Here is a 21452-nt window from a genome sequence, read left to right as displayed (position 1 = left end):
GATCTGCCCGACAGCTCGACCTTCGTGACCGCGATCAACGTGTTCGAGCGTCTCGGCATCAGGCCGCACCTGATCTATCAGGAGCCGCGGCTGGCGCTGGACATGCTGCGCAAGGGTGAGGTCGACGCGATCGTTGCGATCGAAGGCAAGCCGTTGCAATGGCTGAACCAGATCAACGACCGCAACCTGCATCTGGTCCCGGTTGAGTACGCCAAGCAGGTCCAGGAAGAATATCTGCCGTCCAAGCTTTCGTCGGCGGACTACCCGGGTCTGGTGCCGGAAGGCGGCTTCGTCGAGACGATCGCGGCAGAAGCGGTGCTGGCGTCGTATAACTGGGCGCCGAACAGCGACCGCTACCGCCGCCTGGCGCTGCTGGTCGACACGATGTTCGACAAGGTGTCGCAGTTGCAGCGTCCGCCGTTCCATCCGAAGTGGAAGGAAATGGCACCGCGCGCAACCGTGTCCGGATGGACCCGCTTCAAGGCGGCGCAGGAATGGCTCGACCGCAACATGCCGCTGCCTCCGGGCTCGGCCGTGTCGGCGGCATCGGGCGCCGTTCCGGCGCCGGCACCGGCCCCGGTGGCTGCCCCCACGGCACTTGCCCCGCAGGACCGCGATCCGCTGTACCGCGAATTCCTGGAGTGGCGGGCGAGCCGCGCCAAGGCCAGCAGCAACCGGTAGTTACGGCAATTACGGTTTGACAATGGAACGGCCCGCCCTGGCGGGCCGTTCTGTTTTCAGCAACGTCCAGGCTGTTCCTTTGTCTGTCATGCCGCATTGACCCTGCGGTCAGGTTGCCTTGCGTGCCGGCGAGTGTGGCGAACGGATGGCGTCATGCCCACAACGCAGGGCTCAGCCGGACAAAATAGTGTATCGGCAAGCATCAAAGCGCCGGACATGGTCCCGCGCCACCACGCCAAAAAATCTTCGGAGGAAACTCATGTCGGCTCTGCCACTTTCGGGCATCAAAATTCTCGACCTGACGCGGGTGCTCGCGGGGCCCTTGTCGGCGCAGATGCTGGCCGATCTCGGCGCCGAGGTGATCAAAATCGAGCGTCCCGGCGGCGGCGATGATGCGCGCGCCTTCGGTCCGCCCTACCTCGAGGACCCAGAGGGCAAGCAGAACAACAACAACTCGTTCTACCTCTGCGCCAACCGCAACAAGAAATCCGTCACCGTCAATATCGCAAGCCCGGAAGGGCAGGAGATCATCCGCGAACTCGCGAAGAGCTGCGACGTGATGATGGAGAACTACAAGGTCGGCGATCTCAAGCGCTACAAGCTCGACTATGAAACGATCAAGGCGATCAATCCCGGCATCATCTATTGCTCGGTGACCGGCTTCGGCCAGACCGGCCCTTACGCGCCGCGCGCCGGCTATGACGCCATCCTGCAGGCGATGGGCGGGCTGATGAGCGTTACCGGCCATCTCGACGGCGAGCCCGGCGCGGGCCCGATGAAGGTCGGCCCCTCCATCGTCGACTACATGACCGGCATGAACTCCTCGATCGGCATTCTGGCCGCGCTCTATCACCGCAAGGCCAATGGCGGGGAAGGGCAGCATGTCGACGTCTGCCTGTTCGATACCGTGATCGCCTCGCTGTCGCATTATGCGCAGATCTTCCTCGTCAACGGTGTGACCCCGCCGCGGCGCGGCACCTGGGGCAATGGCGGCATGCCGGCCGGCGTGTTTCGCTGCACCGATGGCGAACTGATGCTGGTGGTCGGCAATGACGGCCAGTTCCAGCGCACCTGCGCCGTGCTCGGCGTGCCCGAGCTCGCGACCGATCCGCGCTTCGTCAAGAACAACGACCGCGTCGTTCACGGCAAGGAGATCATGGCGATCTTCGCCGGTCACTTCCTGAAGAAGCCCGTCGCCCACTGGCTGGAAGAGCTGGAGAAGGCCGGCGTGCCCTCAGGCCCGATCAACGATTTCTCGCAGGTGTTCTCCGATGAGCATGTCCGCTCGCGCGGCATGCAGGTCAAGGTCGATCATCCCTTCGAGTCCGACCTGTCGCTGATCCGTAATGCCATCACCTTCTCCGGCACCCCGGTGAAGGAATATCGCGCGCCGCCGCTGCTCGGCGCCGATACGAAGGACGTGCTGGCGACGATCGGCTTTGACGCGGCCAAGGTGGAGGCGCTGAAGGCGCAGAAGATCGTCTAGACTGCGCGCTAGCCAGCGATGCTGGCCTTACTCGGCCAGTTCGCGCATGACCTTGATCAGGTCGGATTTGCCTTCGAAGCCGATGCCCGGCAGATCCGGCATGATGATGTGGCCGTCCTCGACGCGAACAGAGTCGGGGAAGCCGCCATAGGGCTGAAACAGGTCCGGGTAGCTCTCATTGCCGCCCAGGCCGAGGCCTGCTGCGATGTTCAGCGACATCTGGTGCCCGCCATGGGGGATGCAGCGCGACGGTGACCAGCCCTGCTGCGCCAGCACATCGAGCGTCCGGAGATATTCGACAAGCCCGTACGACAGCGCGCAATCGAACTGCAGCCAGTCCCGGTCGGGCCGCATGCCGCCATAGCGGAGCAGGTTGCGCGCATCCTGGTGCGAGAACAGATTCTCGCCCGTCGCCATTGGGCCCGGATAGAATTCCGCGAGCGCGGCCTGCAGCGCGTAGTCGAGGGGATCGCCGGCCTCCTCATACCAGAACAGCGGATAGTCACGCAGCATCTTTGCATAGGCGATGGCGGTCTCCAGATCGAAGCGCCCGTTGGCATCGACGGCAAGCCGCGCTTGCGAACCGATTTCCTCCAGCACGGCCTCGATCCGTGCGCGATCTTCGTCGATTGAGGCGCCGCCGATCTTCATCTTCACCACGTTGTAGCCGCGGTTGAGATAGCCGCGCATTTCCGCTCGCAGCGCCGAATTGTCCTTGCCCGGGTAGTAGTAGCCGCCTGCCGCATACACGAAGACGCGTGGATTGGCCTCGCGGCCCTTCTTTTCGGCGAGAAGGCGAAACAGCGGCTTGCCCGCGATCTTCGCGACCGCGTCCCAGACAGCCATGTCGAGCGTGCCGACAGCGACGGAACGCTCGCCGTGTCCACCGGGCTTCTCGTTCGCCATCATCGCCGCCCAGATGCGATGTGGATCGAGATTGGTGCCGCTGTCGTCGAGAAGGCCTTTGGGGTCGGCCTCGATGATGCGATTGCGGAAGCGTTCCCGGATCAGGCCGCCCTGACCATAGCGGCCGTTGGAATTGAAGCCGTAGCCAACCACGCGGCGGCCGTCGCGCATGACATCCGTCACGACGGCGACGAGGCTCGCTGTCATCTTCGAAAAGTCGATGTAGGCATTCCGGATCGGAGAGGCGATCGGCTTGGTGATCTCGACGACGTCGACAATACGCATGGCATTCCTTCCGTGTGGCTCTCGGATCGCTTTCGCTATGCCGGAAACGACAGTAGCGAAGGCGTCTGCATCAGCAGCAATCTAACGATGGGGTGTTGGTTATTGCTCTGGTTCAAGGATCGTTAGCGCTGGATTTCGCGCCGGGCCAATGCTATTCGCGCAATTGGTTATGTTGATATGGCATTACCAATGGAGCTGATCTGGTTTGAGGATTATCTGGCGCTCGCGGAAACTCTGAATTTTTCCAGGGCGGCGGAACTGCGCCATGTCACCCAGCCGGCCTTCAGCCGCAGGATTCGCGCGCTTGAGGGATGGGTCGGCGCGGCCCTGTTCACCCGCACGACACACGGGGTCGCGCTCACGCCGGCAGGCGAGCATTTTCACGATCAGGCGGAGGTCCTGACCCGGGCCCTGCACCAGCTGCGCCGCGACACGCTCGAGGTTTCCGGCCGGGGCATCAGGCCGTTGTCGATCGCGGCGACGCATGCGCTTTCGTTCACGTTCTTCCCGAAATGGATCCGCAGCAATGACAGGGTTCTGGCGCTCGGAAACCTCAATTTGATCTCCGACAGCATGCGGGCGTGCGAGCAGATGATGTTGCGGGGCGACGTGCAGTTTCTGCTTTGTCATCACCACAGGAACATGAGCAGCCGGATCGGATCCGGCCAGTTCAAGAGCATCGTGGTCGGCGCCGACACGCTGCTTCCGCTGAGCGCGCCTGCCGCAAACGGGGTTGCGCGGTGGCGGCTTCGTCGCGGTGAGCCGGTGAAATACCTTGCCTACGGCGCGCAATCAGGGCTGGGCCGGATCGTCGCAGCTCAATGGGGCGCGAAGGACCGTCCCTTCGCGCTTGAGACGGTCTTTACGTCGCATCTTGCCGCGACGCTGCTGTCGATGGCCCGCGCGGGGGATGGCGTAGCATGGCTGCCCCGGACGCTGGCGGAAGAGGACATCTCGGCCGGACTGTTGGTTGAAGCCGGCAACGTCGAATTCCAGATACCGATCGAGATCCGCCTGTTTCGCCCCGTGGCGCGCCAGAGCAAGGCGGTCGAAGCGATCTGGTCGGCCTTCGAACGGACCTGACGTTTCGGCGGGTCCGACGATCGCCCTGATCTCGACATCACTTGATCGAAGCATGCCGATGTAAAATTGCGCGCATCTTCGTTTGCGTGCCCGAATGGTTCGCGCCATTCGACATCGACATCGAGATCGATTGCGTCGCGCTGTCGTAGGGCCTTCCAATTCAGCGCAGGCCCTGGCGGTCGACGAGGATCCGATGGATCTGGATGAATTCCGGCAGCTCGATCAGGAACTCCGCATCGCGCGCGAGATGATGAACCTTGGTCGGCTCGCCCTTGGTGAAGGCGGTCATCGACTTGAGGTCCGGCCAATAGGAAATGGTCGTGAACCAGCTCTCGTGCTCGCGATCCTCCCGGAATAGCTGCACGCCAAGCGCGGTCTTCTCCAGCGGGGGCATTCCTTCGGCCTTGATATAGGCTTCATAGCTCTCCGCGACGTCGGGCCGTGTCCGGCCGCGCCAGATGCGCGCGATGGTCGGCTGGGTTGGCATCGGCAGTTCCTTCCCGAAAATGTCAGTAGTGATGGAGGCAGGCCCCGGCGCGACAACGGTGGGGCTGGCGCCGTGTTCCCGCCAGCTCATCCTACGGTTGAGCATGTCGACAACAACCGTCCTCACGCGATGGCAGCTATTCGCCCGCCTCAATCCATTCCGCGGCCTCGCGCCACAGCGTGTAGCGATGCTGCGGCCGGAAAAAGCCGAGATGCCCGATCTTGCCGGTGCCGGCATCCGCCGGTCTCACCGTGATGATCTCGGGCTTGATCGAGGTAAACCCCGAGCACAACAGCTCCACCGCGGGCCGCGTCGCCCAGGGATCGTCGGACATGCAGAGCGCGCGCAACGCCCCCCTGTAGTTCGGAAAATTCTGCAAGGCATCGAGCCTGGCATCGTCGAACAGGTAGCGCGGGCTCATCACCCAGCCGACCCATTGCAGGAAGGCATCCTTCGGCAGGTCCATGCCGAGGCCGGCCTTGCCCGGCATGTAGCCGAGCGCGCGGGTGAGGGGCGAGCCTACAAAATTCAGCATGGCGTAGACGCGGTAGCGCTCGGGCGAGGCCATCAGTTTCCAATAGCCGGCCTGCGCGGCGACGAACAGCGCGCGCGAAATTTCCGAATTGTTCGGCAATAGGCCGAGCGCCTGGCCGCCGAAGGAATGTCCGACATAGGCGAACGGCAGCGCCTTGTAACGCTGGCGCATCCAGGCCACCGCGGCGGTGATGTCATGGGCCGCCCAGTCCGACATCGAGGCCTTGAAGCCGACCAGCGATTTCGGCCTGATGGTGCCGGTCGCTTTCTGCCAGCTATCGCCGGTGCCGCGGTAGTCGTAGGTCAGAACCGCGCAGCCGCGGTTGGCGAGGTAGCTGGCAAAGCCCCGGTAAAGCTTGCGGGGGACGGCGGTCGCGGAATTGATCAGGACCGCCTGGCGCTTGGCCCCGCGGGGCAGAAACAGCGTCGCGGCGAGGGGATATCCGTCCGTCGCGGGCACGGTGATGTCGTCGCTAAAAACGTCGTCCAGCCCCGGCTCGGCCACTGCTTCTTCTCCTCAGGTTGCGAGCGGCCATTAACAAAAGCGAAATCGGCTTTTGCCGCAAGGGCTTGTCCGGACTACCGGAAATCTAACTAGCGGTCAGCGAAAGGCCTGTGTATAACGCGGCCTTCACAATCGCTTGTAAGTTGCGGTTTTTGCTCAGGAGTTGAGGTCATGTCCGAGCGGTGGACGCCCGATAGCTGGCGCACCAGGCCGGTGCTGCAGGTCCCCGATTATCCCGATGCCAAGGCATTGGCCGATGTCGAGGCGCAGCTCGCCACGTTCCCCCCGCTGGTGTTCGCCGGCGAAGCCCGCAGCCTGAAGAAGGCGCTGGCGCGCGTTGCCGCCGGTGAAGCGTTCCTGCTGCAGGGCGGCGATTGCGCCGAGAGCTTTGCCGAGCATGGCGCCAACAACATCCGCGACTTCTTCCGGGTGCTGCTGCAGATGGCTGTCGTCCTGACCTATGCCGGCGCGCTGCCGGTGGTGAAGGTCGGCCGCATCGCCGGGCAGTTCGCCAAACCGCGCTCGTCGAACACGGAAAAGGTCGGCGGCGTCGAGCTGCCGAGCTACCGCGGCGACATCATCAACGACATCGCGTTCACGCCCGAAGCGCGCATCCCCGATCCGCAGCGGCAATTGATGGCCTACCGGCAGTCGGCCGCGACGCTGAACCTCTTGCGCGCGTTTGCGACCGGCGGCTTTGCCAATCTCGGCAGCGTGCATCAGTGGATGCTCGGCTTCCTGAAGGATTCCCCGCAGTCGCGCCGTTACAAGGAACTGGCGGACCGCATCTCGGACGCGCTGAACTTCATGCGCGCCTGCGGCCTCGATCTGGAAAGCCATCCCGAACTGCGCGCCACCGATTTCTACACCAGCCACGAGGCGCTCTTGCTCGGCTACGAGCAGGCGATGACGCGGGTCGATTCCACCACCGGCGATTGGTACGCCACATCAGGCCACATGATCTGGATCGGCGATCGCACCCGCCAGCTCGACCATGGCCATGTCGAATATTTCCGCGGCATCAAGAACCCGATCGGCCTGAAATGCGGTCCGTCGCTAAAGCCGGATGAGCTGTTGAAGCTGATCGACATCCTCAATCCCGATAACGAGCCTGGACGGCTGACGCTGATCAACCGCTTCGGCTCCGATAAGGTCGGCGATCATCTCGCACCGCTGATCCGCGCCGTGCAGCGGGAAGGGCGGGTCGTGGTCTGGTCGTGCGATCCGATGCACGGCAACACCATCACCTCGACCTCGGGCTACAAGACGCGGCCGTTCGACCGCGTGCTGTCGGAGGTGAAGTCGTTCTTCGCCATCCACGCGGCGGAAGGCACCCATGCCGGCGGCGTGCATCTGGAGATGACCGGGCAGGACGTCACCGAATGCATCGGCGGCGCCCGCGCCATCACCGACGAGGACCTCAACGACCGCTATCACACGGTCTGCGATCCCCGCCTCAACGCCGAACAATCGATCGACATGGCCTTCCTGATCGCCGAGCTGCTCAAGCAAGAGCGGGCGGGCAAGGAAAAGCCGATGCCGGCCGCAGCGGGACTCTGACTTGCTGCGACTCTGGCGGGCCACCATCAACACACGTAACGGCCTCGCTTTTGCGATCCGCTCGGAGCAGGCCGTCCGCGAGGAACTGTTCGCGCTGGCGCTGTCGGTGCCGCTGGCCTGGCTGGTCGGCGCGACCGTCATGCGCCGCGTGGAACTAGTCGCGGCAGTCGCCTTTGTCCTGGTGGTCGAGATCCTCAATACCGCCATCGAGAAGCTCGCCGACCGGCTCACCACCGATCACGATCCGCAGATCGGGCGGGTCAAGGACATGGGTTCGGCGGCGGTCGGCGTCGCGCTGCTGATGGTCGGGGCGTTCTGGCTGTTTGCCATCGCCGAACGCATAGGCGCGTTCTAGATTTGCGGTCCTGACACCAGCTCAGAACCGCATATCTAAGTTTTTGTTTTGACGCGTTTTCTTCACGCGAACCGGTGTCCACTTCGCTCGAAAACGCTATCAAAGCAAGCAATTGCAGTTTGCTCTTGTGCAAGGCACCATCGCCCCATGACCGACACCTTTACGATCACGCTGGCGCAGTTGAATCCGACGGTCGGCGATATCCCGGGCAATGCCGCCAAGGCGCGCGCCGCACGTGACAAGGCCAAAGCCGATGGCGCCGACCTCATGGTGCTGCCTGAACTGTTCATCTGCGGCTATCCGCCGGAAGATCTGGTGCTGAAACCGGCGCTCCAGGCCGCCTGCCGCGCCGCCGTCGAGGAACTGGCGCGCGAGACTGCAGGCGGCGGCCCGGCAGTGCTGATCGGCACCCCCTGGGTCGAGGACGGCAAACTCTATAATGCCTGCGCACTGCTCGATCAGGGCCGCATCGCCGCGCTTCGCTTCAAGGCCAACTTGCCGAACTATGGCGTGTTCGACGAGAAGCGCCTGTTTGCGCGCGGGCCTGCCGCGGGCCCGGTGACTGTCCGCGGCATCCGCGTCGGCGTCCCGATCTGCGAGGATATCTGGCTCGAAGAGTCCGAAGAATACGAAAACGTCGTCGAATGCCTCGCCGAGACCGGCGCGGAAATTCTGGTGGTGCCGAACGGCTCGCCATACGCGCGCGACAAGAACGATCTGCGGCTGTCGATCGCAGTCGCCCGCGTCACCGAGAGCGGGCTGCCGCTGGTCTATCTCAACCAGATCGGCGGGCAGGACGAACTGGTGTTCGACGGGGCGTCGTTCGCGCTCAACGCCGATCTTTCAGTAGCGGCGCAACTGCCGGCGTTCGAGGAGAGCGTCGTCACGCTGCGCTGGACCAAGGGCGCCGATGGCTGGCGTTGTTCGGGCCCCGTGGTGCCGCTGGTCGAGGGCGACAAGGGCGATTACGCGGCCTGCGTGCTCGGCCTGCGCGACTACGTCCGCAAGAACGGTTTTCCCGGCGTGCTGCTCGGGGTCTCCGGTGGCATCGATTCCGCGCTGTGTGCGGCGATTGCGGTCGATGCGCTCGGCGCCGATAAGGTCCGCGGCGTGATGCTGCCGTTCCGCTTCACCGCGCAGGTGTCGCTGGATGACGCGGCCAAGTTGGCAAAAGCGCTCGGTTTCAGTTACGAGGTGCTGCCGATTGCCGATGCCGTGAACGGCTTCGAAAAGATCCTGTCCGGCCCGTTTGCCGGCCTGCCGCGCGACATCACCGAAGAGAATTTGCAGGCGCGCACCCGCGGCACGCTGTTGATGGCGATTTCCAACAAGACCGGCGCGATGGTGGTCACGACCGGCAACAAGTCGGAAATGTCGGTCGGCTACGCCACCATCTATGGCGACATGAACGGCGGCTTCAACCCGATCAAGGACATCTACAAGACCGAAGTGTTCCGGCTCTCCAGCCTGCGCAACGAGTGGAAGCCGGACGGCGCGCTCGGGCCCTCGGGCGAGGTCATCCCGGTCAACATCATCATCCGGCCGCCGACGGCCGAGTTGCGTGAGAACCAGACCGACCAGGATTCGCTGCCGCCTTACGAGATGCTGGACGGCATCCTTGAGCGGCTGGTGGAGCGCGAGGAGCCGCTGGCGACGATCATCGCGGCCGGATTCCCGGCCGATGTGGTGACGCGGATCGATCGTCTCCTCAACGTCGCCGAATACAAGCGCCGGCAGGCGGCACCCGGCGTCAAGGTGACCGAAAAGAATTTTGGCCGCGACCGCCGCTATCCCATCACCAACCGCTTCCGCGACAACGGCAAGGCGCTGCCCGCGCCCGACGACAAGCTGGTCGCTCGCGCCGGCCGCGCGTCGGCCGATGTATTCGAGGGGTAGTTTCGACGCTATTCAAGCCGGCGACCCGAAGAACAGCACCCGTATGAGGTGCGTGTATTCGGATTCGAATACCATGATGGCCACGAAAACCAGCACCGCTACTGGAGGCAGCAGGATGGCATAGGCAAGAGCCAGCCGCTCCCAGGCCATGTGCATGAAGACGGCGACGATCAGGCCGGCCTTCAACACCATGAACAGCAGGATCAGCGACCATCTGAGATAGCCTTGCAGGTGAAAGTAGTCGACGAGATAGGAGCATGCGCTGAGGACGAACAGCCATCCCCAGACCACAAGGTAGACCTTGATCGGGTGCTGCTGCCCCTCCACGTGCGGAGCTGCAATGGCGTCATGGACATGGGCATGCAGTGAAGGTTGCTGTGCTTCCAGATGTACTGCCACGTTAGCCATGTGCTGACCTCACCACAGATAAAAGAAGGCAAAGATGAATACCCACACGAGATCGACGAAGTGCCAGTAGAGGCCGGTGATTTCGACGACCTCGTAATTCCCCTTCCTGCTCGTGAAAAAGCCGCGCCTTCCGACGTCGAAGTCTCCGCGCCAGACCTTCCGCGCGATGATGATCAGGAAAATCACGCCGATGGTCACGTGCGTGCCGTGGAAGCCGGTGATCATGAAGAAGCTGGAGCCGAACTGCGCCGCTCCCCAGGGATTTTCCCAGGGGCGCACGCCCTCCATGATCAGCTTGGTCCATTCGAACGCCTGCATTCCGACAAAGGTTGCGCCAAGCGCCGCCGTGACCAGCATCAAGACCGCGGTTTTGACGCGATCGCGGCGGTAACCGAAATTGACGGCCATCGCCATGGTCCCGCTGCTGCTGATCAGCACGAAGGTCATGATGGCGATCAGGATGAGCGGGATATGATGCCCCGCGATCTCGAGCGCGAACACCTCACTGGGATTCGGCCACGGCACGGTCGTGGACATGCGCGCCGTCATGTAGGACAGCAGGAAACAGCTGAAGATGAAGGTGTCGCTCAAGAGGAAGATCCACATCATGGCCTTCCCCCAGGAGACATTCTTGAAGGCGCGCTGATCCGAGGACCAATCGGCCGCAATGCCTTCCCAGCCGTCCGGTCGTGCAGGGGATAGTCCGTGGGTTGTCAGTGCCGTCTCCGCCATCTGGCGTCTCCTTAGGTGAGCAACCGGCGACAGATGTCGACGAACTCGTCCGTCCAGCCTGTCAGCAGGCCGAGCAAGGCCAGCCAGATCAACAGCAGGAAGTGCCAGTAGATGGCGCAGAGCTCCACGCTCAGGCGCAGTTGGGGCATTTCAACGCCACGCCATGCCTTGGCAGTCGTTCTGCCCAGCGCCACCAGGCCGCCGATCAGGTGCAGTCCGTGCGCAGCCGTGATCATATAGAAGAAGGAATTGGAGGGATTGGACGCGACGAAATAGCCCGCGGCCCTTAGCTGCTGCCACGCCAATAATTGCCCGACCAGGAATGTAACGGCGGCTACGCCCCCTGCGCACAGGCCGATGACGACATCTTCCATGTCGTCGCGCCGCGCGGCCACGTAGGCCCATTGCAGCGCGACGCTGCTCAGGACCAGGACGGCCGTGTTGAACCACAGCAGTCCAGGCACGGGCAGCGTCCGCCAGTCCGTCATGTTCATGCGCATGGAGTAGGCGCTGATGAAGAGGGCGAACAGCGAGCCGACGACCGCGAGAAATACGCCCAGTCCGATCTTCGCGGCGGGCCACGTCATTTCGTGCGCAGCGGGAAAATCACCAAGCGCACCTTCTTCCAGCCAGGGTTTGGACATCAGCCGTTGCTGCGAGAGCCACCATCCGGCGATGACTGCTATGACAGCCATGAACAGGACAATGGCGCTCACGGCGCGGCTCCCTGAAGGACCGGCGTCGCGCGTGGCTGGTTCTGCGGAATGAAGTCCTGCGGTGCACCCGGCACGCTGTAGTCATAGGCCCATCGATAGACCACCGGGAGCTCCTTGCCCCAGTTGCCGTGCCCGGGAGGGGTCTCCGGCGTCTGCCATTCCAGAGTCGTCGCCCGCCATGGATTGCCGCCCGAAGGCCGGCCCTTGAAGTAGCTCCAGGCGAGGTTGAACAGGAACACCATCTGGGCGAAGCCGACGATCAGGGCCATGATGGAGATGAAGGCATTGAGCGTATGGGTCGATGAGGGGATGAACGCCGCCTCGCCGATGTCGTGATAGCGGCGCGGAACGCCGAGCAGTCCGATATAATGCATCGGGAAGAAGATCAGATAGGCGCCGAGGAACGTGACCCAGAAATGAAACTTGCCCAGCGCGTCGTTGAGCATCCGCCCCGTCATCTTGGGGTACCAATGATAGATCGCGCCCAGCACGACCATGATCGGGGCTACGCCCATCACCATGTGGAAATGCGCGACGACGAACATCGTATCCGATAGCGGGACGTCCACGACCACGTTGCCGAGGAAGAGGCCGGTAAGCCCGCCGTTCACGAACGTAATGATGAAGCCGAGCGCAAACAGCATCGGGACGGTGAGATGGATGTCGCCGCGCCACAGGGTCAGCACCCAGTTGTAGACCTTGATAGCGGTCGGGACGGCGATGATGAGCGTCGTGGTGGCGAAGAAGAACCCGAATTTCGGGTGCATGCCGCTCACATACATGTGGTGCGCCCATACGATGAAGCTGAGCGCGCCGATCGCAACGATCGCCCAGACCATCATGCGATAGCCGAAGATGTTCTTTCGCGCATGGACGCTGATCAGATCGGAAACGATACCGAAGGCGGGCAGGGCGACGATGTAGACTTCGGGATGGCCGAAGAACCAGAACAGGTGCTGGAACAGGATCGGGCTGCCGCCGCCATACTTCATCTGTTGCCCCATCTCGACCAGGGCCGGCATGAAGAAGCTGGTTCCGAGGAGACGGTCGAACAGCATCATGACGGAGGCGACGAACAGCGCCGGGAAGGCCAACAGCGCCATGATGGTCGCCGTGAAGATGCCCCACACCGTCAGCGGCATACGCATCAATGTCATGCCGCGCGTGCGCGCCTGCAGCACGGTCACGACATAATTCAGGCCGCCCATCGTGAAGCCGATGATGAACAGGATCAGCGAGGCCAGCATCAGAACGATGCCCCAATCCTGCCCGGGGGTGCCGGCGAGAATCGCCTGCGGCGGATACAGCGTCCAGCCGGCGCCGGTGGGTCCGCCGGGCACGAAGAACGTCGAGGCCAGCACCAGGACGGCGAGCAGGTAGATCCAGTAGCTCAGCATGTTCACATAAGGGAAGACCATGTCCCGGGCGCCGACCATCAGCGGGATCAGGTAATTGCCGAAGCCTCCCAGGAACAATGCCGTGAGAAGGTAGATCACCATGATCATGCCGTGCATGGTGATGAACTGGAGATACTGGTTTGCATCGATAAAGGAAAATGTGCCGGGAAATCCCAGTTGCAGCCGCATCAGCCACGACAGCACCAGTGCTACCAGCCCGATGGCTGTCGCTGTGAGCGAGTACTGGATGGCGATGACCTTGGCGTCCTGCGAAAAGACGTAGCGCGTCCACCAGCTCCTGGGGTGATAGAGATCGACCTCTGCTACTTCGGCAGGCGGGACTTCTGTAACGGCATCATACGGAACATCGACCATAGAAATACCTCCTCGGTCGCTTCCATCGGGCGCGAAGATCTGGTTTCACGCGCCCGATCTGTCTTCGCTGCGGCGCCTACTTGCCGCCGGATCTGTACGTCGCCTTCGTAACGGCGTTTCGGCCTGACAATTCTGCGAACGTCTTCTGCTGCGCCAGCCAGGCGTCATATTCGCTTTGTTCGTCGACGATGACCTTGGTGCGCATCTGCGCGTGCGCCGAGCCGCACAGCTCGGCGCACAGCACATCGAACGTTCCCGTGCGGATCGGAGTCATCCAGAAATAGGTGACCATGCCGGGCACCATATCCATCTTGGCGCGGAATTCGGGCACATAGAAATCGTGCAGGACATCGACGGAGCGGAGCAGGACCTTGACGGGTTTTCCGACCGGCAGATGCAGCTCACCACTTTCGATCACGACGTCGTCTTGCCCGTGCTTGTCGTCGCGATTCACGCCCATTGGGTTTTCGGGACTGATGTAGCGGACATCGGTCGTGCCCATCCGGCCATCCTTGCCCGGCAGGCGGAAGCTCCACTGCCACTGCTGGCCCATCACTTCGATCTCGGTGGCGTCAGCCGGAACCGTGACGAACTGATGCCAGACGAACAAGCCCGGTGCCAGCATCGCTGCGACGCCGATCGCCGTTCCGATGCTGAGCCACCATTCGAGCTTCTTGTTTTCGGGATTGTAGTGGGCCTGTCTTCCTTCCTTGTGGTGAAAGCGGAAGACGCAATAGGCCATGAAAGCAATCACCGCGAAGAACACCACGCCGGTGATCCAGAAGGTGATGCTGATGGTGTGGTCGATGTAGCTCCAGTTCGTGGCGATCGGCGTCCACCACCACGGGCTGTAGATGTGAAACAGCACCGAGCCGACGGCGACCAGCAGCAGTATGATAGCAACAGCCATCCTCATTCCTCCTTGCCACCAAAGGCAACGGAGACGAATCAAGGGCGGAGCTCACACCTGTCTCGATGGCAGACTCCACACATGCGCCATCGCAGTGCGTCTTGCCTCGCCCACTTTGATCGGTCGCGACATCAGAAACGTGACACGGAACTCACGTTACGACCGCTAGTCATCAAATCGGGGCGTCCCAAATGAAGATGATACGCGTCGAGGCTGGCGTCAATAGAGCAGTAAGGAACCTGCGGCTCATGGATATGCGCAGCATGATGCACAAGCCGCGCGCAATCCCTTGATGATGCGCCGCACCAAACGACCGTGCGTTCACAATTCACCCAACAGTGCTTACCCAACACAGTGCTTACCCAACAGTGCGTGCTTTCTGATTCCAATCGCGCTAAGCTCGCGAAGCAGGTCGCGACAAGTTTCGTCCGGCTAAGCTCCTTCGCTGAACTTGGGTTTGCCGTACCCGGCTCGACCGCGACTTTCGCACATCAGGGCGGAGGCGCGCGGTTGCGGCGCGTCGTTCTGACCGCCGCAACTTGAAAGCACGGGAGGGTGCGCATGGCCACTCTGTATTCCGACAGCATCGCAAGGGTAGGACGGCACGTATTCGGCGAGGCCGCCACATATCCGGTTCGCAAAATCGAACTGTCCGACCTCGGGGAGGCGCTGCGCCTGGGGTGGGAAGACTTCAAGGCAATGCCGAGTCACGCCGTCGTGGTGTGCGTGATCTATCCCGTTCTCGGTATTGCCCTGTTCAGGATGGTGCTCGGCTATTCGATACTGCCGCTGCTGTTTCCGCTGGCAGCCGGGTTTGCCTTGCTTGGACCCTTTGCCGCGATCGGTCTCTACGAACTCAGCCGCCGCCGCGAGCGCGGCGAGGAACCTTCCGTGTCGGATGCGCTTCACGTGCTGCGTGCTCCCGCTTTCGGTGGCATGGTCGAACTCGGCGTGCTCCTGCTGGTTCTGTTCGGGGCGTGGATTGGGGTCGCGAACGCGATCTATGTCTCGATCTTCGGCCATGCGCCGGCTGCAAGCATCCCTGATTTCGCAACGCGCGTGCTGACGACGTCAGACGGGTGGGCATTGATCATCGTTGGTTGCGGCATCGGCTTCCTGTTTGCGGTCGTGGCGCTCTGCGTCAGTGCCGTGTCGTTTCCGTTGATGCTCGACCGGCATGCGACGGCGATCGACGCGATCCGGACCTCGCTGCGCGTTGTGATGAAGAATCCGGTTGCGATGGCCGCCTGGGGCCTGATCGTCGCAGCGCTGCTGGTGATCGGCTCGATACCGCTCTTTGTCGGCCTCGCCGTCGTTCTGCCGGTGCTCGGCCATGCCACCTGGCATCTGTACCGGAAAGCGGTGGAGCCGGATCCCAATCCGCCACAGGAAGAGGAGCCTCACCTGCGCAAAGGGCATCGCTACGCGGCGGATTTCCCGGCCAATCTGTTCCCGTGGAGCCGCGAGCGCGAGCCGTAGCCGCGAAACGAGAGCCTGGGATCGGCGTCCGTCGCCGGACGCCGATCGAGGCGCTATTGCTTCGGTGGGATGAAGGTCGGTCCGACCGTGCGGATCTGCTTGTCGCTGGCCGCGGCGGTCGCATCGGCCGCAGCAGCCGGCGCAGGTGCTGTGGCGGTGCCTGCAGGCGCAGCACCCTTCTTGGGCGGCGGCTGCGAGCCCTTCGACTGCGCGCGCTGCTGCATCCGTTTCGCACTTTCCTCGGTCACGATGATGTCGCCCTGCTGTTCGACCGAGGCCTTGTCATCGACGGATTTCAGCGCTTCCGACCAGGTCTGGCCCGCCGCCTTGCAGGAGCAGGAGGCGTTGAACTCGGTGCGGAATTTGAACGCGTTGGGCAGCGAGGAATAGGGCTGGCCGTTGATCGAGACCGCCTGATTGATGTCCTCGCCGGGATTGCGATAGGTGAACAAATTCGCCTCCGCCGCCGGGCAAAGCGCCTTGCAGGTCCGCTCGTCGTCCTGAAAGCGCGCCTGATAGGTGGCGAACGACACCGGGAAGTAGGCGCCGTCGCAGGTGCGGACGCAGACGGTGCGGAAGGTGCCGGACGGCGGGCCGAGCTCCGCGCTAGGCGGCGGGATCGGGTTGTTGTTGTTGCCGAACAGGCTGTCGATGAAATTGCCGGGGCCGCGGGCGGCGGCCGCATATTGCGGGCCGCAATTGTTCTGCGCCAGCGCCACCAATACCGAGCGGCGCTGGTTTTCGCGGTCGGCGCCGCCGATGCCGCCGCTGCGCAGGCGCTCCAGGCTGGTGGTGATCTGCTCGAGATTGGCGCGCATCTGCTGGATCTGGTTGTTCACTGGACCGCACTCGGCGGAGCGGCCGTTGAACAGCGAGAAGAAGCCCGAGCTTTCGCAGCCCATGCGCTTGGCCTGCAGTGTGACGCGATCGAGTTCGGACTGCTGCTTGGCCTGGGCTTCCTGATAGCGGCGGATCTGCTCATCCTTGGCGGGATCGCCGGTGCCGGCGCCGCGGTCGATGGTCGCCAACTGTCCCTCGAGCCGGATGCAGATCGGATTGGCTTGCGCGCCCTGCTGCGGCGGAGGCGGTACGGCGCCGGGCGGCATCTGCGCCATGGCGTCCTCGTTCGTCTGCGCCAAGGCGGGCGCGGCAATGCCGAGCAGGACGGCGCAGGTCAAAATCCGGAGAGAGAAGGGAATGATGCGAATTTCCAGCATATCCGGCCATTGAGGGCTGATCCGCGCGGCTTGCAAGCCCGGTGGCGCGGCCAAGGCGGCATTCTGCGGCCAAGGCTGCATCCAATACCTGCTTCTCGGGGCAACGTCACGTCGTTTCCGGGGCGCGGATGTGGCAAGCCAGCCCTTGAAATTACGGGAAAAGTACCGCTAGCGCTCGCAGGTAATGGCGACGTAGTCGCCGCAGGCCGGACCTGAGCATTTCTCGCCGCCGCCGGCCGGAATCGCGCCGGTAACCTCGTCGGGCTCGACCCGGCGATAGGCGGTGGCCTGCGCAAATTCCCGTGACTGGCAGTAGGAGCGGGCGGCGTGGGCGCCGCATTTGTCGCCGCGAGCGAGGCACTCGTCCACGCCGTAACCGTCGGCCTGGTTGGCAACGATGAAAACGCGGCTGTCGGCGGACGCGGCCGAGGCGACGAGCAGTAAGGCGCAGGCAACGAGTGCGGAAGAGCGCATGGATGACACCGGCAGGGGGAAAGACCGCGCTCAGGAATAGGCCCAAAGGGTTAACAATGATTAACCATGAGGGCCGAGCAGCGGCGAAAAGGAAGGTTCCGCGGTCTGATCGGCCCCAAATTGGGCGCGAGCAAGGCCTTGACGGCATCCTTCCGATACCGCAATGGTGGAACCATGAACGGTCTCCTCGCCATCTGCAGCATTTGCCGCGAGATTATTAGCTAGCGATTCGCTGGCTGAGGCCGTCTTTTCTCAAAAATGAGATCACTGGACGCCCGGCCGCAAGGGATGGGTATGTCATGCAATTACGCTTGTACGATACGTTGACGAAGGAGAAGCGGCCGTTCGTGCCGATCGATCCGAAGAACGTCGGCATGTATGCCTGCGGACCGACGGTCTATGACTTCGCCCATATCGGCAACGGCCGCGCAGCGATCGTGTTCGACGTGCTGTTTCGCGTACTGCGCCATCGCTATGGCGCCGATCACGTGACGTACGTTCGCAACATCACCGACGTCGACGACAAGATCAACGTTCGCGCCGCGCGCGATTATCCCGGCGTGCCGCTGAACGAGGCGATCCGCAAGGTCACCGAAGAGACCTATCAGCAGTATCAGGACGACGTCACCGCGCTCGGCTGCCTGGCGCCGACGGTGCAGCCGCGCGCGACCGAGCATATTCCGGAGATGCGGGCGATCATCGAGAAACTGGTTGCCGGCGGCTTTGCCTATGTCGCTGAAGACCACGTGCTGTTCTCGCCGCAGGCGATGAACGAGGCCAATTCGGTGATGCCGCGCTATGGCGCGCTGTCGAAGCGCTCGCTTGACGAGATGATCGCGGGCGCCCGCGTCGATGTCGCCCCCTACAAGCGCGACAACACCGACTTCGTGCTGTGGAAGCCGTCGAAGCCGGGCGAGCCGTCATGGGCCTCGCCATCGGGCATCAAGGTGGAGGGACGTCCCGGCTGGCACATCGAATGCTCGGCGATGGCCTGGAAGCATCTCGGCGAAAAATTCGACATTCATGGCGGCGGCATCGATCTGGTGTTTCCGCACCATGAGAACGAGCTCGCGCAGACCTGCTGCGCGTTTCATTCCGATCGCATGGCGAATGTCTGGATGCACAACGGCTTCCTGCAGATCGAGAGCGAGAAGATGTCGAAGTCGCTGGGCAACTTCTTCACGATCCGTGACCTGCTGGCGGATTGGCCCGGCGAGGTGCTGCGCCTGAGCATGCTGAGGACGCATTATCGTTCGCCGCTCGACTGGACCTTAAAGGGTACCGAAGAGAGCGCGAAGACGCTCGACGACTGGTATGCGATCGCGGCCGATGCCGAGGGCGGTGAGCCGTCGCCGGCGGTGGTCGAAGCCTTGTATGATGATCTCAACACGGCGCAGGCGATGGCGGTTCTGCATGGCTTGCGGAACGCCGCGGTGTCGGGCGGTGCGCGTGAACGCGGCGAGTTTGCGGCGTCGCTTCGGCTGCTCGGCTTCCTCTCGGTGAGCGCTGCAGCGTGGATAGGGCGGAAGCAGCAGGCGAGCGGCATCGATGCTGCGGAGGTCGATCGGCTGATTGCGGAGCGCGCAGCCGCTCGGGCGCGGAAGGACTTCAAGGAGTCCGACCGCATCCGTGACGCACTTGCCGCGATGGGCGTTGCCATCAAGGACGGCAAGGACAAGGACGGAAAGCCTGTAACCACATGGGAGGTCGCGTGATGGAAAAACCCGATACCCCGTTCCCGAAACACTGGCGCTACTACATCTTCATCAAATGGGCGCTGATCGTTGCCGCGGTCATCCTGGCCTTGAGATTGTTCGGAGTGATTTGACGCGATGGGACAGGCTCTGCCCAAACCCGGCTTGCGGCCGTTTCTGCCGGCGGATGTTCCGATGCTGGCGGCGATCTTCGTCGCCGCCATCGAGGGGTTGACCGGCGACGACTATAGCGAGGCCCAACAGGAAGCCTGGGCTGCCGCTGCCGAGGACGAGGAAAAGTTCGGCGAGAAACTCGCCGGGCAGTTGACGCTGATCGCGACCATTCAGAACGCCCCGGTCGGCTTCGCCTCGCTGAAGGGCGCTGACCATATCGACATGCTGTTCGTCCATCCGAGCGTGGCGGGGCAGGGCGTCGCCTCGATGCTGGTCGACGCGCTGGAAAAACTGGCGGGCGCGCGCGGCGCCAAAAAGCTCACGGTCGACGCCAGCGACACCGCGGAGCCGTTGTTTCGGAAGCGCGGTTTCATCGCCATGCAACGTAACAGCGTTACCATCAATGGCGAATGGCTTGCCAACACCACGATGCAGAAGACGCTGGCAGACGCCGCGCCGGGAGCGCCACAATGAGCCGCGAACGCCTTTATCTCTTCGACACCACGCTGCGCGACGGCGCGCAGACCAACGGCGTCGATTTTACGCTGCACGACAAGCAGATCATCGCGCAGATGCTCGATGAGCTCGGCATCGACTATGTCGAGGGCGGTTATCCCGGTGCCAATCCGACCGACACCGAATTCTTTGCCGCGAAGCCGAAATTCGAGCATGCCAAATTCACCGCGTTCGGCATGACCCGCCGTCCGGGCCGGTCGGCCTCGAACGATCCGGGACTGGCGGGATTGCTGGAAGCCAAGGCCGACGCGATCTGCTTCGTCGCGAAATCCTCTGCCTATCAGGTGCGGGTGGCGCTGGAGACCACCAACGAGGAAAACCTCGCCTCGATCCGCGACAGCGTCAGCGCGGCCAAGGCCGCCGGCCGCGAGGTGATGGTCGATTGCGAACACTTCTTCGACGGCTACAAGGAAGACGCCGATTTCGCGCTCGCCTGCGCGAAGGCCGCTTATGAGTCCGGGGCGCGCTGGGTGGTGCTGTGCGACACCAATGGCGGCACCATGCCGCATGAAGTCGAAACCATCGTCGGTGCTGTGACAAAACACATTCCGGGCAGCCATGTCGGCATCCACGCCCATAACGATACCGAGCAGGCGGTGGCGAATTCACTCGCCGCCGTGCGCGCAGGCGCGCGGCAGATCCAGGGCACGTTGAACGGGCTCGGCGAGCGCTGCGGCAACGCCAATCTCTGTTCGCTGATCCCGACGCTGCGCCTGAAGAACGAATTCTCCGACGCGTTGGAAATCGGTGTCACGGACGAGAAGCTGGCGACGCTGATGAAGGTATCGCGGGCGCTCGACGACATGCTCAACCGCGCGCCGAACCGCCACGCGCCTTACGTCGGCGAGAGCGCTTTCGTGACCAAGACCGGCATTCATGCCTCCGCGGTCCTGAAGGACCCGCAGACCTACGAGCACGTATCGCCCGATTCCGTCGGCAATCACCGCAAGGTGCTGGTGTCGGACCAGGCCGGCCGCTCCAACGTGATGGCCGAACTCGACCGCGCCGGCATCCCCTACGAGAAGAGCGATCCGAAACTGGCGCGGCTGGTCGAGGAGCTGAAGGAACGGGAAGCGGCGGGCTTTGCCTATGAATCCGCCGACGCCTCGTTCGACCTGCTGGCGCGGCGCACACTCGGCCGCGTGCCGGAATATTTCAAGGTCGAGCAGTTCGACGTCAATGTCGAGCAGCGCTACAATGCCAATGGCCAGCGGGTGACGGTGGCGCTCGCGGTGGTCAAGGTCGACGTCGCCGGCGAACGGCTGATCTCGGCGGCCGAAGGCAACGGCCCCGTCAACGCGCTCGACGTCGCGCTGCGCAAGGACCTCGGCAAGTACCAGAAGTATATCGAGGGCCTGAAGCTGATCGACTACCGCGTGCGTATCCTCAATGGCGGCACGGAAGCGGTGACGCGGGTGCTGATCGAGAGCGAGGATGAAAACGGCGAGAGCTGGACCACCATCGGCGTGTCGCCGAACATCATCGACGCCTCGTTCCAGGCGCTGATGGATTCGGTGGTCTACAAGCTGGTGAAATCAGGCGCGCCGGTGTGAAGTGAAAAAGAACGTAGCCCGGATGAGCG

Annotated in this window: 20 protein-coding genes; 10 read left to right on the top strand and 10 right to left on the bottom strand. The window is 63.0% G+C overall.

Annotated features, from left to right (window positions below):
* Positions 1-681 (top strand): TAXI family TRAP transporter solute-binding subunit (locus CQ12_RS31825; RefSeq protein ID WP_488226009.1); only part of this gene is annotated, 681 nt, incomplete at its 5' end.
* Between the two features lie 259 nt (positions 682-940).
* On the top strand, positions 941-2167 hold the full coding sequence (locus tag CQ12_RS31820) for a CaiB/BaiF CoA transferase family protein (protein WP_057839232.1): 1227 nt from the start codon (positions 941-943) through the stop codon (positions 2165-2167).
* Between the two features lie 27 nt (positions 2168-2194).
* On the opposite strand, the gene CQ12_RS31815 is transcribed toward CQ12_RS31820, so the two are convergent.
* Positions 2195-3358 (bottom strand): mandelate racemase/muconate lactonizing enzyme family protein, encoded by a 1164-nt coding sequence (locus CQ12_RS31815; protein WP_057839231.1) that lies wholly within the window; start codon positions 3356-3358, stop codon positions 2195-2197.
* Between the two features lie 189 nt (positions 3359-3547).
* Here CQ12_RS31815 and CQ12_RS31810 point away from each other — a divergent pair, with 189 nt between their 5' ends.
* The gene (locus CQ12_RS31810; RefSeq protein WP_057839230.1) at positions 3548-4441 is read left to right on the top strand and encodes a LysR family transcriptional regulator; all 894 of its coding nucleotides are present in this window, start codon (positions 3548-3550) and stop codon (positions 4439-4441) included.
* Between the two features lie 160 nt (positions 4442-4601).
* Here CQ12_RS31810 and CQ12_RS31805 read toward each other — a convergent pair whose 3' ends face one another.
* Complete coding sequence (locus CQ12_RS31805; protein WP_057839229.1) at positions 4602-4928, bottom strand: antibiotic biosynthesis monooxygenase family protein; 327 nt, start codon at positions 4926-4928, stop codon at positions 4602-4604.
* Positions 4929-5064: 136 nt separating this feature from the next.
* Positions 5065-5967 carry an alpha/beta hydrolase family protein gene (locus tag CQ12_RS31800; RefSeq protein WP_057839228.1) on the bottom strand — a complete coding sequence of 301 codons (903 nt, stop codon included), beginning with the start codon at positions 5965-5967 and terminating at the stop codon, positions 5065-5067.
* A gap of 171 nt (positions 5968-6138) precedes the next feature.
* Between CQ12_RS31800 and CQ12_RS31795 the strand changes: the two genes are divergently transcribed.
* The 3 genes from CQ12_RS31795 (at position 6139) to CQ12_RS31785 (ending at position 9778) form a co-directional block, all read left to right on the top strand.
* Positions 6139-7527 (top strand): class II 3-deoxy-7-phosphoheptulonate synthase, encoded by a 1389-nt coding sequence (locus CQ12_RS31795; protein WP_057839227.1) that lies wholly within the window; start codon positions 6139-6141, stop codon positions 7525-7527.
* A gap of 1 nt (position 7528) precedes the next feature.
* On the top strand, positions 7529-7882 hold the full coding sequence (locus CQ12_RS31790; RefSeq protein ID WP_057839226.1) for a diacylglycerol kinase: 354 nt from the start codon (positions 7529-7531) through the stop codon (positions 7880-7882).
* Between the two features lie 147 nt (positions 7883-8029).
* Positions 8030-9778, top strand: coding sequence for an NAD+ synthase (locus CQ12_RS31785; RefSeq protein WP_057839225.1), 1749 nt, complete (start codon positions 8030-8032; stop codon positions 9776-9778).
* Positions 9779-9790: 12 nt separating this feature from the next.
* Here CQ12_RS31785 and CQ12_RS31780 read toward each other — a convergent pair whose 3' ends face one another.
* The 5 genes from CQ12_RS31780 to coxB form a co-directional block, all read right to left on the bottom strand.
* Positions 9791-10186 carry a cytochrome C oxidase subunit IV family protein gene (locus CQ12_RS31780; RefSeq protein WP_057839224.1) on the bottom strand — a complete coding sequence of 132 codons (396 nt, stop codon included), beginning with the start codon at positions 10184-10186 and terminating at the stop codon, positions 9791-9793.
* A 9-nt stretch (positions 10187-10195) separates the two neighbouring features.
* Entirely contained in the window at positions 10196-10918 is a 723-nt protein-coding gene (locus CQ12_RS31775; protein WP_057839223.1) for a heme-copper oxidase subunit III family protein, read from the bottom strand.
* Positions 10919-10929: 11 nt separating this feature from the next.
* Positions 10930-11634 carry a cytochrome c oxidase subunit 3 gene (locus CQ12_RS31770; RefSeq protein ID WP_057839222.1) on the bottom strand — a complete coding sequence of 235 codons (705 nt, stop codon included), beginning with the start codon at positions 11632-11634 and terminating at the stop codon, positions 10930-10932.
* Positions 11631-13406 carry a cbb3-type cytochrome c oxidase subunit I gene (locus CQ12_RS31765; RefSeq protein ID WP_057839221.1) on the bottom strand — a complete coding sequence of 592 codons (1776 nt, stop codon included), beginning with the start codon at positions 13404-13406 and terminating at the stop codon, positions 11631-11633. The genes CQ12_RS31770 and CQ12_RS31765 overlap by 4 nt, the downstream gene beginning before the upstream one ends.
* A 76-nt stretch (positions 13407-13482) precedes the next feature.
* A complete protein-coding gene (gene coxB / locus CQ12_RS31760) occupies positions 13483-14316 on the bottom strand; it encodes a cytochrome c oxidase subunit II (RefSeq protein WP_057839220.1) in 834 nt (277 codons plus the stop codon).
* Between the two features lie 561 nt (positions 14317-14877).
* On the opposite strand from coxB, the gene CQ12_RS31755 reads away from it, so the two are divergent.
* Positions 14878-15795 carry a DUF2189 domain-containing protein gene (locus CQ12_RS31755; RefSeq protein WP_057839219.1) on the top strand — a complete coding sequence of 306 codons (918 nt, stop codon included), beginning with the start codon at positions 14878-14880 and terminating at the stop codon, positions 15793-15795.
* A 53-nt stretch (positions 15796-15848) separates the two neighbouring features.
* On the opposite strand, the gene CQ12_RS31750 is transcribed toward CQ12_RS31755, so the two are convergent.
* Positions 15849-17012 (bottom strand): DUF2865 domain-containing protein, encoded by a 1164-nt coding sequence (locus tag CQ12_RS31750; protein ID WP_057839241.1) that lies wholly within the window; start codon positions 17010-17012, stop codon positions 15849-15851.
* Between the two features lie 168 nt (positions 17013-17180).
* On the bottom strand, positions 17181-17486 hold the full coding sequence (locus CQ12_RS31745) for a hypothetical protein (protein ID WP_057839218.1): 306 nt from the start codon (positions 17484-17486) through the stop codon (positions 17181-17183).
* Between the two features lie 299 nt (positions 17487-17785).
* Between CQ12_RS31745 and cysS the strand changes: the two genes are divergently transcribed.
* From cysS to cimA, 3 genes are all read left to right on the top strand, one after another.
* The gene (gene cysS / locus CQ12_RS31740; protein WP_057839217.1) at positions 17786-19201 is read left to right on the top strand and encodes a cysteine--tRNA ligase; all 1416 of its coding nucleotides are present in this window, start codon (positions 17786-17788) and stop codon (positions 19199-19201) included.
* Positions 19202-19318: 117 nt separating this feature from the next.
* On the top strand, positions 19319-19828 hold the full coding sequence (locus CQ12_RS31735; RefSeq protein ID WP_057839216.1) for a GNAT family N-acetyltransferase: 510 nt from the start codon (positions 19319-19321) through the stop codon (positions 19826-19828).
* Positions 19825-21423, top strand: a complete 1599-nt coding sequence (gene cimA / locus CQ12_RS31730) for a citramalate synthase (RefSeq protein WP_057839215.1) — start codon at positions 19825-19827, stop codon at positions 21421-21423. The genes CQ12_RS31735 and cimA overlap by 4 nt, the downstream gene beginning before the upstream one ends.
* Positions 21424-21452 lie beyond the last annotated feature (29 nt).

The organism is Bradyrhizobium jicamae (assembly GCF_001440395.1).
Classification (GTDB): Bacteria; Pseudomonadota; Alphaproteobacteria; order Rhizobiales; family Xanthobacteraceae; genus Bradyrhizobium; species Bradyrhizobium jicamae.
The sequence above is the reverse complement of the archived record's forward strand: the minus strand, read 5'-3'. Positions and strand labels throughout refer to the sequence as shown.

Coding starts and splice junctions, on each gene's coding strand:
- CQ12_RS31785 (WP_057839225.1), top strand. CDS start 8,030: ATGACCGACACCTTTACGATCACGCTGGCGCAGTTGAATCCGACGGTC.
- CQ12_RS31755 (WP_057839219.1), top strand. CDS start 14,878: ATGGCCACTCTGTATTCCGACAGCATCGCAAGGGTAGGACGGCACGTA.
- cysS (WP_057839217.1), top strand. CDS start 17,786: ATGCAATTACGCTTGTACGATACGTTGACGAAGGAGAAGCGGCCGTTC.
- CQ12_RS31765 (WP_057839221.1), bottom strand. CDS start 13,406: ATGGTCGATGTTCCGTATGATGCCGTTACAGAAGTCCCGCCTGCCGAA.
- cimA (WP_057839215.1), top strand. CDS start 19,825: ATGAGCCGCGAACGCCTTTATCTCTTCGACACCACGCTGCGCGACGGC.
- CQ12_RS31820 (WP_057839232.1), top strand. CDS start 941: ATGTCGGCTCTGCCACTTTCGGGCATCAAAATTCTCGACCTGACGCGG.
- CQ12_RS31775 (WP_057839223.1), bottom strand. CDS start 10,918: ATGGCGGAGACGGCACTGACAACCCACGGACTATCCCCTGCACGACCG.
- CQ12_RS31805 (WP_057839229.1), bottom strand. CDS start 4,928: ATGCCAACCCAGCCGACCATCGCGCGCATCTGGCGCGGCCGGACACGG.
- CQ12_RS31795 (WP_057839227.1), top strand. CDS start 6,139: ATGTCCGAGCGGTGGACGCCCGATAGCTGGCGCACCAGGCCGGTGCTG.
- CQ12_RS31780 (WP_057839224.1), bottom strand. CDS start 10,186: ATGGCTAACGTGGCAGTACATCTGGAAGCACAGCAACCTTCACTGCAT.
- coxB (WP_057839220.1), bottom strand. CDS start 14,316: ATGGCTGTTGCTATCATACTGCTGCTGGTCGCCGTCGGCTCGGTGCTG.
- CQ12_RS31810 (WP_057839230.1), top strand. CDS start 3,548: ATGGAGCTGATCTGGTTTGAGGATTATCTGGCGCTCGCGGAAACTCTG.
- CQ12_RS31750 (WP_057839241.1), bottom strand. CDS start 17,012: ATGCTGGAAATTCGCATCATTCCCTTCTCTCTCCGGATTTTGACCTGC.
- CQ12_RS31815 (WP_057839231.1), bottom strand. CDS start 3,358: ATGCGTATTGTCGACGTCGTCGAGATCACCAAGCCGATCGCCTCTCCG.
- CQ12_RS31745 (WP_057839218.1), bottom strand. CDS start 17,486: ATGCGCTCTTCCGCACTCGTTGCCTGCGCCTTACTGCTCGTCGCCTCG.
- CQ12_RS31735 (WP_057839216.1), top strand. CDS start 19,319: ATGGGACAGGCTCTGCCCAAACCCGGCTTGCGGCCGTTTCTGCCGGCG.